Source organism: Angustibacter aerolatus (assembly GCF_054776675.1).
In genome coordinates this window covers 16,983-31,667 of sequence record NZ_BAAHBM010000022.1, presented here as the reverse complement: position 1 = coordinate 31,667, position 14,685 = coordinate 16,983, and the positions used below count along the sequence as shown (strand labels likewise).

The 14,685-nt window shown below is 73.6% G+C and carries 16 protein-coding genes and 1 tRNA gene; 10 read left to right on the top strand and 7 right to left on the bottom strand.

The window, feature by feature from the left end; genetic code table 11:
- The first annotated feature begins 121 nt into the window (after positions 1-121).
- The 4 genes from ACYVI6_RS07675 to ACYVI6_RS07660 are packed head-to-tail and all read left to right on the top strand — an operon-like array spanning position 122 to position 3,792.
- On the top strand, positions 122-1,072 hold the full coding sequence (locus tag ACYVI6_RS07675) for a carbohydrate ABC transporter permease (RefSeq protein ID WP_460445807.1): 951 nt from the start codon (positions 122-124) through the stop codon (positions 1,070-1,072).
- On the top strand, positions 1,069-1,980 hold the full coding sequence (locus ACYVI6_RS07670) for a carbohydrate ABC transporter permease (RefSeq protein ID WP_460445806.1): 912 nt from the start codon (positions 1,069-1,071) through the stop codon (positions 1,978-1,980). Before ACYVI6_RS07675 ends, ACYVI6_RS07670 begins: the two co-directional genes overlap by 4 nt.
- 40 nt (positions 1,981-2,020) lie before the next feature.
- Entirely contained in the window at positions 2,021-3,016 is a 996-nt protein-coding gene (locus tag ACYVI6_RS07665) for a zinc-dependent alcohol dehydrogenase family protein (RefSeq protein ID WP_460445805.1), read from the top strand.
- 11 nt (positions 3,017-3,027) lie between these two features.
- Positions 3,028-3,792: a DeoR/GlpR family DNA-binding transcription regulator gene (locus ACYVI6_RS07660; protein WP_460445804.1), complete on the top strand. Its 765-nt coding sequence runs from the start codon at positions 3,028-3,030 to the stop codon at positions 3,790-3,792.
- Between the two features lie 3 nt (positions 3,793-3,795).
- On the opposite strand, the gene ACYVI6_RS07655 is transcribed toward ACYVI6_RS07660, so the two are convergent.
- From ACYVI6_RS07655 to ACYVI6_RS07645, 3 genes are all read right to left on the bottom strand, one after another.
- Positions 3,796-4,095, bottom strand: a complete 300-nt coding sequence (locus tag ACYVI6_RS07655; RefSeq protein WP_460445803.1) for a hypothetical protein — start codon at positions 4,093-4,095, stop codon at positions 3,796-3,798.
- A gap of 110 nt (positions 4,096-4,205) precedes the next feature.
- Positions 4,206-5,195, bottom strand: a complete 990-nt coding sequence (locus ACYVI6_RS07650) for a Gfo/Idh/MocA family protein (protein WP_284288744.1) — start codon at positions 5,193-5,195, stop codon at positions 4,206-4,208.
- A 10-nt stretch (positions 5,196-5,205) separates the two neighbouring features.
- On the bottom strand, positions 5,206-7,545 hold the full coding sequence (locus ACYVI6_RS07645; RefSeq protein ID WP_460445802.1) for a putative bifunctional diguanylate cyclase/phosphodiesterase: 2,340 nt from the start codon (positions 7,543-7,545) through the stop codon (positions 5,206-5,208).
- Between the two features lie 139 nt (positions 7,546-7,684).
- Here ACYVI6_RS07645 and ACYVI6_RS07640 point away from each other — a divergent pair, with 139 nt between their 5' ends.
- The gene (locus ACYVI6_RS07640; protein WP_460445801.1) at positions 7,685-7,906 is read left to right on the top strand and encodes a hypothetical protein; all 222 of its coding nucleotides are present in this window, start codon (positions 7,685-7,687) and stop codon (positions 7,904-7,906) included.
- On the opposite strand, the gene ACYVI6_RS07635 is transcribed toward ACYVI6_RS07640, so the two are convergent.
- Together ACYVI6_RS07635 and ACYVI6_RS07630 are read right to left on the bottom strand one after the other, a co-directional pair.
- Entirely contained in the window at positions 7,903-9,498 is a 1,596-nt protein-coding gene (locus tag ACYVI6_RS07635; protein WP_460445800.1) for an EAL domain-containing protein, read from the bottom strand. The genes ACYVI6_RS07640 and ACYVI6_RS07635 overlap by 4 nt on opposite strands.
- Before the next feature lie 128 nt (positions 9,499-9,626).
- Positions 9,627-10,139 carry a hypothetical protein gene (locus tag ACYVI6_RS07630; RefSeq protein WP_460445799.1) on the bottom strand — a complete coding sequence of 171 codons (513 nt, stop codon included), beginning with the start codon at positions 10,137-10,139 and terminating at the stop codon, positions 9,627-9,629.
- A 171-nt stretch (positions 10,140-10,310) separates the two neighbouring features.
- On the opposite strand from ACYVI6_RS07630, the gene ACYVI6_RS07625 reads away from it, so the two are divergent.
- Positions 10,311-10,397: transfer RNA gene (locus ACYVI6_RS07625), tRNA-Ser, on the top strand.
- 325 nt (positions 10,398-10,722) lie between these two features.
- Entirely contained in the window at positions 10,723-12,039 is a 1,317-nt protein-coding gene (locus ACYVI6_RS07620) for an HNH endonuclease signature motif containing protein (protein ID WP_460445798.1), read from the top strand.
- A 7-nt stretch (positions 12,040-12,046) separates the two neighbouring features.
- Here ACYVI6_RS07620 and ACYVI6_RS07615 read toward each other — a convergent pair whose 3' ends face one another.
- Both ACYVI6_RS07615 and ACYVI6_RS07610 read right to left on the bottom strand, forming a co-directional pair.
- Complete coding sequence (locus ACYVI6_RS07615; RefSeq protein ID WP_460445797.1) at positions 12,047-12,565, bottom strand: hypothetical protein; 519 nt, start codon at positions 12,563-12,565, stop codon at positions 12,047-12,049.
- 48 nt (positions 12,566-12,613) lie between these two features.
- On the bottom strand, positions 12,614-13,066 hold the full coding sequence (locus ACYVI6_RS07610; protein ID WP_284288734.1) for a hypothetical protein: 453 nt from the start codon (positions 13,064-13,066) through the stop codon (positions 12,614-12,616).
- A gap of 169 nt (positions 13,067-13,235) precedes the next feature.
- Between ACYVI6_RS07610 and ACYVI6_RS07605 the strand changes: the two genes are divergently transcribed.
- The 3 genes from ACYVI6_RS07605 to ACYVI6_RS07595 all read left to right on the top strand — a co-directional run bounded on the left by ACYVI6_RS07605 (position 13,236) and on the right by ACYVI6_RS07595 (position 14,678).
- Positions 13,236-13,691 carry a DUF6069 family protein gene (locus tag ACYVI6_RS07605; RefSeq protein WP_460445796.1) on the top strand — a complete coding sequence of 152 codons (456 nt, stop codon included), beginning with the start codon at positions 13,236-13,238 and terminating at the stop codon, positions 13,689-13,691.
- Positions 13,688-14,023 (top strand): YbbN family protein, encoded by a 336-nt coding sequence (locus ACYVI6_RS07600; RefSeq protein WP_460445795.1) that lies wholly within the window; start codon positions 13,688-13,690, stop codon positions 14,021-14,023. Before ACYVI6_RS07605 ends, ACYVI6_RS07600 begins: the two co-directional genes overlap by 4 nt.
- A gap of 121 nt (positions 14,024-14,144) precedes the next feature.
- Entirely contained in the window at positions 14,145-14,678 is a 534-nt protein-coding gene (locus ACYVI6_RS07595) for a CAP domain-containing protein (protein ID WP_460445794.1), read from the top strand.
- Positions 14,679-14,685 lie beyond the last annotated feature (7 nt).

The window sequence follows — 14,685 nt, the reverse complement described above, 5'->3', positions numbered from 1 at the left end:
CACCCGACCCACCTGCTCCACCGCGAGGCCCGGCCGGCGTCGAACCCCGACGCCGGCCGGGCACCGCCCCGCCAGGCTCCGCCCGGCCCCCCGCACCGGCAGCAGCTCCAGGAGGCTCCGCATGACCGCCGTCGCCGAGAGACCGACGCAGACCCTCGAGGTCCGTCACACCAAGCAGTCGAAGTGGGGCCGGCGAGCACCCCTGCTGCCCGCGCTGATCTTCACCATCGTCATCACGCAGGTGCCGTTCCTCATCACGATCGCCCTGTCGTTCACGAACTGGAACGTGCTGAAGGACGGCGACTCGCCCGCCGGGTTCGCGGCGCTCGACAACTACAAGTCGGTGTTCACCGACGCGAACCTGCGCACCTCCGTCGTCAACACGGTGATCCTGACCGTGGGCGTGGTGCTGTTCAGCCTCCTGGTCGGGCTCGGCCTGGCGCTGCTGCTCGACAAGAAGTTCCCCGGTCGCGGCCTGGCCCGCACCCTGCTCATCACGCCGTTCCTGCTCACCCCCATCGCGGCAGCCATGCTGTGGCGCTACGCGATGTGGGACCCGGACCTCGGCCTGGTGAACGGCATCGCCGGCGCGGTCGGCAAGCTGTTCGGTGGCGACGGCATCGTGTCGATCGCCTGGACGTCGCAGTACCCGATGGCCGTCCTGATCTTCCAGCTGGTCTGGCAGTGGACGCCGTTCATGATGCTCATCATCCTGGCCGGCCTGCAGTCGCAGCCGGGCGACGTCATGGAGGCGGCCCGGGTCGACGGCGCGAGCGCCTGGCAGACCTTCCGCTACGTGACGCTGCCGCACCTGCGCCAGTACCTCGAGCTCGCCGCGCTGCTCGGCACGATCAACATCGTGCAGACGTTCGACGCGATCCGTCTGACCCGCGGCGGCCCCGGTCTGTCGACCAGCACGCTGCCCTTCCGCATCTACCAGACGATGTTCCAGTCGTACGAGTACGGCCTGGCGGCCGCGCAGGGCGTCGTCGTGGTCATCTTCACCATCATCATCGCGACGTTCGCGCTCCGCGTCGTCTCGTCCCTCTTCACCGAGGAGGTCGCCCGATGAGCACCGCCACCGCTCCCGTCACCGGTTCCGGCACGATCGCCGGCACCACCCCCCCGAAGCGTCGCGGCAAGGTGCGCGGCTCGGCCGACGCGGCGCAGCGCGCGAAGCCCGTCTGGGCGGTCGTCACCTGGGTGATCGTGGTGCTGTTCTTCGCACCGGTCGCCTGGATGGTGCTGACCTCGTTCCACACCGAGTCGGACGCCGCGCGCAACCCCCCGCGGCCGTTCGCCGGTCTGACGCTGGCCAACTACGAGAGCATCTTCAGCGGGAGCGGCAAGGCGACGCCGTTCCTCATCAACTCGCTCACCGCGTCGGTGCTGTCGCTGATCCTCGTGCTGCTGCTGTGCATCCCCGCGGCGTACGCGCTGTCGATCAAGCCGGTCGAGAAGTGGACCGACGTCCTCTTCTTCTTCCTGTCGACGAAGTTCCTGCCGCCGATCGCCGCGCTGCTGCCGATCTACATCATCACGCAGCGCATCGGCGCCCTCGACAACGTCTACACGCTGGTCATCCTGTACACCTCGATGAACCTGCCGATCGCGGTCTGGATGATGCGGTCGTTCCTCGCCGAGGTGCCCAAGGAGATCCTGGAGGCCGCGTCGATGGACGGCGCCGGCCTGGCCACCCAGCTGATCCGCATCGTGCTGCCGATCGTGTCGCCGGGCATCGCGGCCACCAGCCTCATCTGCGTGATCTTCAGCTGGAACGAGTTCATGTTCGCGCTGAACCTCACCAGCGTGCGGGCCGCGACCGCGCCGTTCTTCGTGCTCTCGGGCGTCGCCCAGGAGGGCCTGTTCCTGGCCAAGCTCTGCGCGGCGTCCACGATCGTGTCGCTGCCGGTGGTCATCGCCGGGTTCGCGGCGCAGGACAAGCTCGTGCGCGGGCTCTCGCTCGGCGCGATCAAGTGACCCGCGGCACCGTGCAGCACCCCTCGAGAGGAGCGGTCGCGTGAAGGCCGTCGTCATCAGCGCGCCGGGCGAGCTGGAGGTCACCACGGTCGACGACCCGACGCCGGGTCCGCGCGACGTCGTGGTGCGCGTGGCCGGCGTGGGCATCTGCGGCACCGACCTGCACATCCTGCAGGGCGAGTTCGCGCCCACCCTGCCGGTCGTGCCGGGTCACGAGTTCGCCGGCGAGGTCGTCGCCGTCGGCTCCGAGGTCACCGAGGTGCGGGTCGGGCAGCAGGTGTGCGCCGACCCCTCGCTGTACTGCCACGAGTGCTACTACTGCCGCAAGGGTCGCGACAACATGTGCGAGCGGTGGGCCGCGATCGGCGTGACCGAGGGCGGTGCCGCCGCGGAGTACGTCGTGGCGCCGGTGGCCAACTGTGTGGTGCTGCCCGAGGGCGCGCGGACCGCCGACTGGGCGCTCGTCGAGCCGCTGGCCTGCGCCGTGCGCGGGATCGACGTGCTGAAGCCCAGCCTCGCCGACAGCGTGCTGATCTACGGCTCGGGCACGATGGGCCTGATGGTCATGGAGCTGGTGAAGCGCGCGGGCGCCGGCAGGGTCGACGTCGTCGACCTCAACGCCGAGCGGCTGCAGACCGCCGTGCAGCTGGGGTGCAGCAACGCCGTCACCTCGGCCGACGAGCTCGAGATGCCTCGAGGCTGGGACGTCGTCATCGACTGCACCGGCGTGGTGGCGGCCATCGAGGACGGCCTGCCCCGCGTCGACAAGGGCGGCACGTTCCTGCAGTTCGGCGTCACCGGCATGCACGACACCGCGAAGTGGAACCCGTACGTGGTCTTCAACCAGGAGATCACCATCACCGGGTCGATGGCGGTGCTGCGCAGCTACGAGCGGGCTGCCGCGCTCTTCGCCGACGGCGTGCTCGACCCCGACGTCATGATCAGCCACCGGTACGGGCTCGAGGACTACCCGAAGGCGCTGCAGCAGTTCGCCGACGGCGTCGGGCGCAAGATCCAGGTGAACCCGGGCGCCTGAGGGGGATCGCGATGCGTGACGTGGGCGAGCGGCAGCGCTCGATCCTGGCCCTGGCCAGGTCGTCGGGGTCGGTGGAGGCCACCGACCTGGCCGACAAGCTCGGCGTCTCGATCGAGACGGTGCGCCGCGACCTGCGGGTGCTCGAGCAGCACGGCGTCGTCCGGCGCACGCACGGCGGCGCCTACCCGGTCGAGAACGCGGGCTTCGAGACGCGGTTGTCGGAGCGCACCGGTGCCCGGCTGGCCGAGAAGCGGCGCATCGCGCAGGCGGCCATCGGGTGCCTGGCCGACGCCTCCTCCGTGTTCATCGACGAGGGCTTCACGCCGCAGCTGGTGGCCGAGGCGCTGCCGGCCGACCGGCCCATCACCGTGCTGACGGCGTCCGTGCCGCTCGCCGCCGCGATCAGCGGGCAGCCGCACCTGACCGTGATCCTGCTCGGCGGCCGGGTGCGACCGAACACCCTCGCCGTCGTCGGCGCCTCGGTGACGGCGATGCTCGGCCGGTACGTCGTCGACCTGGCGATCCTCGGCGCGAACGGCATCTCGCTGACGCACGGCCTCACGACGCCCGACCCGGCGGTGGCCGACGTCAAGACCCAGGCGATCCGCTCCTCGCGCCGCCGGGTGCTGGTCGGCGTGCACTCGAAGTTCGGGATCAGCAGCTTCTGCCGCTTCGGCGAGCTGCGCGACCTCGAGACCGTGATCACCGACGACGGCCTGCCCCTGGCCCAGGCGCGCCGCTACCAGGACCAGGGGCCGCACGTCATCCGCGCCTGACGCTCAACAGGTGATGGTGCGAGCGTAGGTCCCGCCGCTCTGCTTGTAATCCAGCGACCGACGGTCCGCGACGGACGTGCACTTGCTGTCGACCTGGTTGTCCAGAACGATCTTGATGCGCATGGTCTTGCCGCAGGTGTTGGTTGCTGTGTAGTGCCTGAAGAGGCCGTCGTTGTAGCTGCCTCTCAGGATGCAGCTAGGTGCAGTTCCTGTCGCGGCCATCGCTGGCGCGGCTTGCGCACCGGTGACGGCTGCCGCCAGTACCAGACTGAATGTCAGAGTGGCCGTTCGTCGTCCTCGCATCAAGCTCCCCGTCCCTGCGGTTGATTCAATGGCTGTTCAGCAGAACTTGTCGAACAGCAGGAAACCTACCGGCACGCGATGACGTATGGGAGTCGTCGACCAGGACGTTCCTAGAGGTCGCTCTGCGCACGCACCTCGTCGAGGGTGCGCATGATCGCGACGGTCTCGTCGAGCGGGAGCACCGGCGACTCGAGCAGCCCGGCGCGCAGGCAGCGCACCACCTCGGCGGCCTCGTGCCGCAGGCCGTGGCCCTCGTGCGGCTCGTCCCACGTCCACGCCTCGCCCTCGCGCGGGGTGACGGTGAACGACGTCGGGGCGTACCAGACCTCGTCGATCTCGAGGCGGCCCTCGGTGCCGACGATCGCGGCCCGGTTCGAGCCCTTCGCCAGCAGCGTCGTCGACAGCACGGCGTGGGCACCCGACTCGTGCTCGAGCAGGATCGACGTCTGCGCGTCGACGCCGGTGAAGGCCGGGGTGGCCCGGGCCGTGACGCGCGTCGGGGTGCCGAGCACCATCGAGGCGAACGACACCACGTAGACACCGAGGTCGAGCAGCGCCCCGCCGCCGAGCTCGGGCGCGAAGACGCGGTGCGACGCGTCGTGCTCGAACCACTGCGCGTGGTCGGCGACGACGCTCACCACGTCGCCCAGCACGCCGCTCTCGAGCACCTCGCGCACCGCGACCACGTGCGGGTTCCAGCGCGCCCACATGGCCTCCATGCAGAAGACGCCGGCGTCGCGGGCCGCGTCGACGACCTCCTGGGCCTCGTCGCCGGTCATCGTGAACGGCTTCTCGATCAGCAGGTGCTTGCCCGCCCGGACGGCGTCGAGCGCGACCGGGTGGTGCCACGGGTGCGGCGTCGCGACGTACACGACGTCGACGTCGGGGTCGGCGAGCAGCGCGTCGTACGAGCCGTGCGCGCGGGCGACGCCGTGGGCCGCGGCGAACGCGTCGGCCGACTCCTGCGTGCGGGAGCCGACGGCCACCACCTCGGCCGGGGTGTCGGGCCCGAGCAGGGCGAGGTCGTCGGTGAAGGTGGCCGCGATGCCACCGGTGCCGACGACGCCGAAGCGCACCGGCCGCGAGTCGAGGTCTGTCACGCCCCGCAGGCTATGCGCCCCGGGCGGAGATCTCGCGGGGAGCCGCGTCGGCCGCCTGCTCGCGCAGCGTCTCGAGCATCTCCGGCAGCGGTCGCGGCCGGGCGAAGAGGAACCCCTGACCGCTGGGGCAGTGCCCCGCGGCGAGCAGCGCCGCCTGCTCGGGCCGCTCGATGCCCTCGGCGACGACGTCCAGGTCGAGGGCGGAGGCGATGGCCAGGATGGCGTCGACGAGGGCCCGGGCCCGCGGCACCAGGTCGATGTCGCGGGTGAAGCTGCGGTCGATCTTCAGCGCGCTGACCGGCAGGTGCTGCAGGTAGCCGATCGAGGAGAAGCCCACCCCGAAGTCGTCGATCGCCAGGTACGCGCCGGCGCGGGTCAGCTGACGCAGGGTCTCGGCCGTCTCGAGGTCGTCCTGCACGAGCACCGTCTCGGTCATCTCCAGCACCAGCCGGCTGCCGCCGAGCGCCGCGGCGGCCCGACCCACCTGGGCGACGAACCCGGGGTCGCGCAGCTGCAGGGCCGACATGTTCACCGCGAGGTCGAGGTCGTGACCCGCGGCGGCGACCAGCAGCGGGGCGTCGCGCACCACCTGGTCGAGCACCCACGCGCCGAGCGGCACGACGAGCCCGCTCTCCTCGGCGGCGGTGATGAACTCGTCCGGCGGCACCAGCACGCCTCCGCGCTGCCAGCGCACCAGCGCCTCCAGGCCGATGGTGCGGCCCGCCGGCAGGTCGACGACCGGCTGGTAGTGCACGACCAGCTCGTGCTCGATGCCGTGGCGCAGCGCCTCGATGAGCTCGAGTCGCTTCACGCGCTCCTGACCGAGCGAGCCCTCGTAGCGCACGTACTGGTTCTTGCCGAGGGCCTTCGCGCGGTACATGGCCATGTCGGCCTGCCGCAGCAGCAGGGCGGCGTCGGCGCCCGGCGTCGACACCGCGACGCCGATGCTGGTGCTGACCACGACCTCGTGCTCGGCGACGGTGATCTCGGCGCGCATCGCACCCACGAGCCGGCGGCACAGGGCGGTGACCTCGGCCTCGTCCTGCGCCTGCTCGACGACGACGGCGAACTCGTCGCCGCCGAGCCGGGCCACGACGTCGCCGTCGCGCACGTGCGCGCGCAGCCGGGCCGCGACGGTGCGCAGCAGGTCGTCGCCGGCCGCGTGGCCGAACCGGTCGTTGACCGACTTGAAGCCGTCGAGGTCGAGGTAGAGCACGGCCACCGGCTGCTCGGCGCTGGCGGACCGGACGGCGCGACCGAGCCGGTCGAGCAGCAGCGCGCGGTTGGGCAGGCCGGTGAGGGCGTCCTCGCGGGCCTGGCGAGCCATCTGCTCGCCGAGTCGCAGCCGCGACAGGGCCTCCTGGCCGACGCTGGCGAGCGTCTCCAGCGCCTGCCGGTCGGCGGCGACGGTCGAGCGGGCGCGACCGCCGGCGGGGGAGACCATCCACAGCTCGCGGTCACCCGTGGTGAGCGGGACGCCGATCTCACCCTGACCGGGCGGGGTGTCGCGGATGCCGGCGCGCACCCGCGCGACGACGGAGCGCACCTGCCCGTCCAGCGTCTCCAGCGCCTCGTCGTACGACTGCGCGCCCTGCAGCTCGGCCGCGGCCCCGAAGAGCGCCGTCAGCCGGCGCTGGTGCTCGGCGCCGCGCGAGATCGAGCGGGTGGCCACCAGGATGGTGAGCACCGGCACGGCCATCAGCACGCTGGCCCACGGCGGCAGGCCGCGCAGCACGATGGTCATGAGGTAGCCGAGGCTGTCGATGGCGACGAACAGCACGCCGGCCAGCACGCCGTTGTTCTGCCGCATCTCGGCGAGCAGCGAGGTGCGCCGCTCGAGGCCGATCGACACCGCGGACACCACGTAGTCGGTGAGGAAGTAGATCGCGCAGCCGAGGCTGACGGCGACGAGCTCGTGCAGCGACGTCTCGTCGAGCGGGCTGAGGGCGCGCATGGTGGTCACGGCCAGGGCGCCCGAGACGACGCTGATGCCGACGTTGAACGCCCGCACGTCCCAGCGCTTGGCGGTGGTCAGCTGCGACGCGAGCTGGCCCAGGGCGAAGATGCCCAGCGCCCCGGTGCCGCCGTGGAAGCAGGCCAGGCAGAGCAGCGCCGCCGACTCGAAGCTCACCTCGAGCCCGGTCTCGCCCCGGCTCAGCACCAGCGGGAAGCGCGCCATGATGACGATGAGCGGCACGCCGACGACGATCAGCAGCACCCAGGTGAGGTCGAGGCGGTCCGACGTCAGCAGCCTGACGACGGCCACGAGCGTGATCACGGACCCGGCCGCGCACACGGCGAGGTCGAACGCCCAGCTTAGCCTGCCCTTGCTCGGGGGCAGTGCGCTCATCGCGTGCCTCCCGCGCGGTCGGTCAGACGGCTCCGGCGACACCATCGGCACGTCGGCCGGCGATCTGTAGCGGTCTCGGACGGAGATCTGCCGGGGTGCCCTCCCGCCGGTCGGCTGCCCGAGGCGGCACGATGACGCCGTGACGCAGACCGAGGGCGAGCCGGAGCCGGACGACGAGCGCCGACGCCGCGACGACCGGCGCCGCACCATCGACCTGACCTACCTCGAGCGGGGCGGTGTGGAGCGGCGCGAGCTGCCCGGCGTCGAGCGGCGAACCGCCCGGGCGGACGACGTCCCGCCGGCCGAGCGCACCGACGACGAGGGCGAGGCCGAGGAGACCGAGCCACCGGGCACGCCCTAGGGCGCGACCGGGGTGACGCTGGGCAGGATGTGGGCGGTCACCATCGTCGGGCGGCCTTCGTCGTCGTCGAGCCGGCCGGCCAGCACCAGCGCGTGCACCGGCTCGCCGTGCACGTCGAGGTAGCGCTTCTCGACCCGCTGCGACCCCGGCTCGCCGGCCAGCAGCCGCTGCAGGTTGCGCTCGTCGGCGGCCCGGTCGTCGGGGTGGGTCAGGTCGGCCACCGAGCGGCCCACCAGCTCGTCGGGCGTCGTGCCGAGCAGCCGCGCGAACGCCTCGTTGACCTGCACGATCGTGCCGTCGAAGCGCGACAGCGCCATGCCGATCGGCGCCTGCTCGAACGCCCACTCGAAGCGCGCCTCGGTGCCCGCGAGGCGTCGCTCGACCTCGATCTGCCGCGTGACGTCGCGGCTGATCGACACGATCTCGGTCGCCACGCCGTCCGGCCCCTTCACCGCCTGCGCCACCGAGCTGAGCCAGCGGTACTCGCCGTCGCGGCGGCGCACCCGCAGCACCCGGCGGGCCGGCGTCCGCCAGAACGCCGGGTCGTCGCCGTTCGGCAGGTCGTGCAGGTCGTCGGGGTGGATCTGGTCGGCCATCGGCCGCCCGATGAGCTGCGACGGCGAGTAGCCGAGCACCGCCAGCGACGACGGCGAGACGTAGGTGATGCGGCGCGTGGTGTCGGTGATGACCACCAGCTCGTCGTTGCTGCCCCAGATGCGCACCGGCGGCGGCACCTGCGGGTCGAGGCGCGCGGCCGGGCGGTCGAGGTCGGCCTCGCGCTGCGGCCGGCCGAACCAGTAGCCCTGGGCCCAGTCGCACCCGAGCGCGAGCAGCTGCTGCGCCTGCTCGGGACCCTCGACGCCCTCGGCGCACACGTGCAGGCCGAGGCTGTGCGCGGTGTCGATGACCAGCCGGATGATGACGGTGTCGCGGGCCTGGTCGTGCACGTGCGACACGAACGAGCGGTCGATCTTCAGGACGTCGAACGGCATCCGGCGCAGCATGGCGAGCGGCGAGTGGCCGACGCCGAAGTCGTCGAGGGCCAGCTTCACGCCGAGGCGGCGCAGCCCGCGCAGCCGGGCGGCCGTCTCGTCCCAGTCCTCGACGGCGGCGTTCTCGGTGATCTCGAGGAAGATGCGCGCCGGGTCGAGGCCCGAGTCGCGCAGCGCCGACCGCACCTCCTCGGCGAACCCGAGGTCGGTCAGCTGCAGCGGCGAGACGTTGACGCTGATGCTGGGCAGCCGGCCCTCGTCGCTCGGCCACGCCGCGGCGGTGGTGCAGGCGGAGCGCAGCACCTGGCGGCCCAGCTCGTGGATCAGCCCGGTCTCCTCGGCGACCCGCACGAACAGCTCGGGCGGCACGTCGCCGAGCTCGTCGTCGTGCCAGCGGCACAGCGCCTCGTAGCCGGCGGTGCGCCCGGACGGCAGGAACACGACGGGCTGGAAGTGCAGGCGCAGCCGCCCGGACGCCAGCGCCACCCGCAGCCGGCGCTCGACGCGCTGCAGCATGCCCGGCGGCAACGGGTCGTGGGGGTCGTCGGGTACGCCGACGAGCGCGATGTCGCCCGCCGTGTGCCGCCCCTGCTCGGCCACGCCGCCGCCTCCCGTCCCGGATCGCGGTCCGCCCGCGGGCCGCTCGCCCACCGGAGGCGTCATCGTCGCACCGTCACCGGTGCGACGCCATCGTCCAGCCGGGTCGTCACGCCCGGTGGACGTCGCGCCTACCCGTCCTGGCGCAGCCGGGGGCTCAGCTCGCCCTGCGACCAGCCGTCGACGGCGGACAGCTTGCACCGCCACAGCGGCAGCTGCGTGGTGGTGCTGCCGCTCCACATCGTGACGTCGCGCAGCGTGAGGTAGCGGAAGGCGGGGTCGGGCTGGTCGTCGACCTCGCGCATGAACGAGCGGACGTCGTCCTCCTGGCCGAACTGCGTGAGCAGGTCGCTCAGCGCCTCGGCGAGCGCGGGTGCGGACTCGCGCATCGAGTCGGTCCACAGCCGCTCCCAGGCGCGGGTGCCGATGACGGTGCCGGTCACCACCGAGCCGCTGAGGCTCAGGGTGATCTTGAAGGCGCCCTCGTTGCCCGGGGTGTCGGAGCCCACCACGGCGCGCAGCAGCGCCTCGAGATAGAAGTCGTCGGCCACCACGTCGTCGTCGTGCACCGTCTCGGGTCCCATCGTGATGTCGTAGGCGGAGGCCGGGTCGAGGCCCACCGCGTCGTCGTCTCGCGCGCTCACTGCTCCACTCCCTCAGATCGACCCCGAACGATCGAAGGTACTGCCCGCCGCACGTCGTCCGAGCCGTTGACGCGATTCGTCCCCCCGGCAGAACGGGCGAGGTGCCGCGAAACGGGCAAAGACGGCACCTGGGGTCGGCCTGGCGTGCGCAGCGGTAGAGTCGCCGCCCCTGGAGGGCTCGCATAGTGGCCGAGTGCGGCGGTCTTGAAAACCGCTGGGGGTGCAAGCTCCTCGTGGGTTCGAATCCCACGCCCTCCGCTCTCAGGCGACGTCGGAGAGGCGACTCGGCTCGGTTGTCCTCGAGGCGATCCACGACGACGTCCTCGACACCGAGCAGGGTGACGGCCAGGTGCGCCGGCCTCGGCAGACACCTCGTGGTCGCCGGCGCCGACCCCGGCGTGCAGGTCGACGACCGCGGTGCTCGTCCGGCACCGGCACGTCCGGCGACGGTGGCAGCGACGGTGGCAGCCGCCCGGTCGTGCCCGGTACCCGCCGCGTGGCGGTCTGCACGACCGCGTGATCGAGATCGTCGAGAACCGTTGTCGCAGTGGAGTTCCAGGCAGGCCACTGGTAGACTTGTCACATGACGATCACGGGTGGGCGGGAGGCCTGGCAGCTCGACGCCGCCGGCCTGCGGGCCGCCGTGGTCGAGCACGACCGGGTCAGTCGCCGGCTGGACGCCGAGCTGCTGCAGGTGCTCGCCGAGGTCGAGCGGTCGGGGCTGGTCGGGCGCGACGGGCAGGCCGGCCTCGCGACGTGGCTGCGCGAGCAGGTGCCGTCCATGACGGTGGCCGCTGCGGCGCGCACCGTGCAGCGCGTGCACCGGCTGTTCACCCGTCCGATCGCGGCCGACCTCGGGCCGACGCGCGAGGCGCTGCTCGCGGGTGACGTCGACGGCGAGCAGGCCGACGTCGTCGTGCAGGCCGTCGAGACGCTGCGCAGCCGCGGCCGCGCGCTCGACACCCCTGCCGACCGGCTCGACGCGGTGCTGGTCGAGGCGCAGGACGCGCTCCTGCGGCTGGCCCGCGGCGGCCTGGTCGATGCTGGAGCCGCGGACGGTGAGAGCGCGGTGATGCCGCTGAGCCCGCGCGAGCTGCGGGTCGTCGCGACGCAGCTCGTGCAGACCGTCGACCCGGAGGCCGACCACGAGCTCGAGCGCTCGGTCGAGCGGCAGCACGCCGCACGGCGGCTCGACGTGTCCACGAGCCCCGACGGGCTGGTCAGCGTCGACGGCCTGCTGACCCAGGCTGCTGGTGCGGCCCTCCGAGCCGCGCTCGACGCCTGGTCGGCTCCCGTCCCGTCGGCCGACGGCGCTCCCGACCCGCGCCCCGCCTGGCAGCGCCGCCACGACGCGCTGCAGCGGCTGGCCGAGACCGTGGTCGCCGCCGACGGCGTGCTGCCCAGCACGCACGGCTCGGCGTACCGGGTCGTCGTCACGGTGCCGGTCGAGCGGCTGCTCGGCGAACCGTGCGCCCCCGCGAGCTTCGACAGCGGCGCCCCGGTGCCCGACGCCGTGCTCGACGCGCTGCTCTGCCACGCCGAGGTCGTGCCGGTCGCGCTCGACGTCGCCGCCCGCGGCGAGCTGCCGATCGACGTCGGCGACACCCGCTACCCGTTCACCCCGCGGCAGCGCGCGGCCATGGCCCTCGAGCACGGGCACTGCACCTACGGCACCTGCACCGCACCCGCCGCCTGGTGCGACGCCCACCACGTCGTCCCGTTCAGTCGCGGCGGACCGACCGACCTGCGCAACGGCACCTTGCTCTGCGGCCGCCACCACCCGGTCGTGCACGCCACCGGGCGGGCCGGACCGCCGAATCGTGCGCGGGCCGAGACGGTTGCGAGACAGACGATCCGCGACCTGTCACTGCGCCTGCGCACCCACCTGCTCGCCGCCTAGAGCGGGTTCAGCGGCGTCGGCGGACGGCGGACAGCACGTCGGACGGCGAGGGCAGCCGACGGCGTGGGGTGTCGTCGACGGCGACGCCCTGCAGCACCTCGGGCAGCCGGTCGGCGTCGTCGCCGAGCACCGAGCGGCCGAACACGTCGGCGAACAGGCGGTCGACCCCGTCGTCGAGCTGGCCGAGCGCCCGGTGCCGGTCGAGGCCGCTGCGCACCTGCGCCAGCGACAGGCCGGAGCGCAGGGCCGACATCCGCTGCCGCCACTGCTCGCCGAGCCGGCGCTCCTCGGCGTCGTCCGACTGCTCGAAGGCCGCGACGGGCTGCTCGAGCGCCTCGAGCGTGCGGCGCAGGCGTTCGGGCCGGCTGCGGGTGGTCTGCGCACGCCGCACGCCGTCGACCATGGTGTCGACCCGGCGGCGCAGCTCGGGGTTCTTCTCCAGCGCGGTCGTGAGCACCTGCGCGGCGCCCCACAGCCGCGGTCCCCACCGGACGACGAGGCCGATCACCGTCGCGGGTCCGGGCACCCGGCGAGCGTATCGGCCGTCGCCGCTGGCGCCAGCGGACGTCGGTGCCTACGACGCGGCGCAGTCGCCGGCGTCGGTGCCCTTCGCCAGGTCGGTGCCGTCGGCCGACACGACGCGCACCGACGCCACCCCGTGGCCGGCCGCCTCGTTCGCGGCGATGCTGCAGACGCCGAGCGCTGCCTGCACGTCGTCCGCCGCGCTGCCCAGCGACGTCGTCACCACGGCCTCGTCGCACGAGGGCACGTCGACGGCCGTCACCTGCCCGGTCGCGCCGGCACCGGCCTGGATCTCCGGGCCGGCGTCCGCGCAGCCGCCGCCCGCGTCCGCGGTGGTCGACGACGAGGACGACGAGGACGCGGACGAAGCGGACGACGAGGCCGCGGACGGGGTCGGCCCGCTCGTCGGCGCCGGGTCGTCCGACCCGCAGGCCGTGGCCAGCAGCAGCAGGCCGCTCACGGCGAGGCAGCCCACGACGGTGAGGGACGGTGTGGTCGCGCGCACGGTGGCTCCAGCTGGTGGGGGGGGGGTGGCTGCGACTCTCGGCGGCGGGCGCGGTGCGGCGCAAGGTTCTCTGCGCAACCCGCCGGGCGCGGCTGAACCGTCGGTGGCCCGACCCGCGTGACCACTGCGAGCGCCGGCAGACCGCCGTCGCCGTGCCCGAGGAGCCCGCATGACCACCAGCGACGCCGCCACCGCGCCCCCTGCGACCTGGACCTCCCGCCCGCACGGGCTGCGCCGCCTGGCCACGGCGACCCTGCTCGCCGTCGTCGTCGGCGTCGCCGCCTGCGCGCTCGTCGTCGCCGTCGCCCGCGCCGCCGGGGCCGGCGAGGGCTTCACCCCCTTCACGATCTACCCCGCGTACGTCGCCGTCGGCACGGTGCTCGCGGCCGTCGGGTGGTACCTCGTGGGGCGCCGCGCCACCGCCCCGCGGCGGCTGCTGACCCGGCTGGTGCCGGCCGTGCTCGTCGTCAGCCTGGTGCCCGACGTCTGGCTCGGCGTCTCGCGGGCGATCCCGGGCACCACCTGGGGCGCCGTCGCGGCGCTGGCGGCCATGCACGTCGTCGTCGCCGCCACCGCCGTCAGCGTGCTGACCCGCTTCGCGCCGCTGCCCGAGACCGGCCGGTGACCACCGCGGCGGTCCGGCGGCTGACACCCGCCGCCGTCGACGTCGCGACGAACGCCCCCGGTGTCACCGTCGTGATGCTGCTCTCCGACGACCCGCGCTCGCGCGAGCTGGTGCCGCAGCTGCGCCGCCTGGCGTGGCGGCGCAGCGACCTGGCGCTGTGGGCCGCGGACGTGGACGCCGAGCCGCAGCTCGCCGAGCGCCTCGGCGTCGACCGCGCACCCGCGGCGCTGCTCTTCGTCGACGGCCGAGCGCGCGGTCGGCTCACCGGCGAGCTGCGCGAGCCCCGCGTCGAGGTCTTCGCCGACTCGGTGCTGGAGACCGTCGACGTCTGATGCGCCGGTGAACCGGCACGGGTCGGCGGCGCGTGTGGCCCGCATGACGGCACGGGGAGCAGGGGCAGCCGGCGGACGCGCTCGCGGCGGCAGCAAGGGCAGCAAGGGCAGACCGCGGGTGGTGCCACCGAAGGCGGTGCGTCGGCCGCCGGAGGAGCGAGCGGCCCCGGCGCGTGCGGCCGCTCCGGTCGCTCCGGTCGCTCGGGTCGCCGCAGCCTCGACCACGGCACGACCGACGGCCCGCGCCGCGACCCCGCGCAGCCGGTCGTGGTCGGACGCCGCCGAGCTGCGCGACGTCGTCCGCCTGACGAACCACGAGCGGGCGAACGCCGGCGCACCGCCGGTGCAGCTCGACGCGCGGCTGACCCGCGCGGCGCAGCGGCACAGCGACGACATGGCCACCCGCCGCCGGATGGGACACGACGGCTCGGACGGCACCCAGGTCGGCGACCGGACGTCGGACGCCGGGTACCCGGCGGGGCGGGTGTCGGAGAACGTCGCCGTCGGGCAGACCGGCGCCGCCGAGGTGGTGCGCGGGTGGCTGCACAGCCGCGGTCACCGCCGCAACCTGCTCGACCCGGCCGTCGACCGCATCGGCGTGGCGGTCACCGTCGGCGCCGGGCGCCCGTACTGGACGCAGGTGTTCGGCGGCTGAGTCGCAG

What these genes read in the sequence shown, in the direction of transcription:
- ACYVI6_RS07675 (WP_460445807.1), top strand. Translation starts at nt 122, where the DNA reads ATGACCGCCGTCGCCGAGAGACCGACGCAGACCCTCGAGGTCCGTCAC.
- ACYVI6_RS07670 (WP_460445806.1), top strand. Translation starts at nt 1,069, where the DNA reads ATGAGCACCGCCACCGCTCCCGTCACCGGTTCCGGCACGATCGCCGGC.
- ACYVI6_RS07660 (WP_460445804.1), top strand. Translation starts at nt 3,028, where the DNA reads ATGCGTGACGTGGGCGAGCGGCAGCGCTCGATCCTGGCCCTGGCCAGG.
- ACYVI6_RS07655 (WP_460445803.1), bottom strand. Translation starts at nt 4,095, where the DNA reads ATGCGAGGACGACGAACGGCCACTCTGACATTCAGTCTGGTACTGGCG.
- ACYVI6_RS07645 (WP_460445802.1), bottom strand. Translation starts at nt 7,545, where the DNA reads ATGAGCGCACTGCCCCCGAGCAAGGGCAGGCTAAGCTGGGCGTTCGAC.
- ACYVI6_RS07620 (WP_460445798.1), top strand. Translation starts at nt 10,723, where the DNA reads ATGACGATCACGGGTGGGCGGGAGGCCTGGCAGCTCGACGCCGCCGGC.
- ACYVI6_RS07605 (WP_460445796.1), top strand. Translation starts at nt 13,236, where the DNA reads ATGACCACCAGCGACGCCGCCACCGCGCCCCCTGCGACCTGGACCTCC.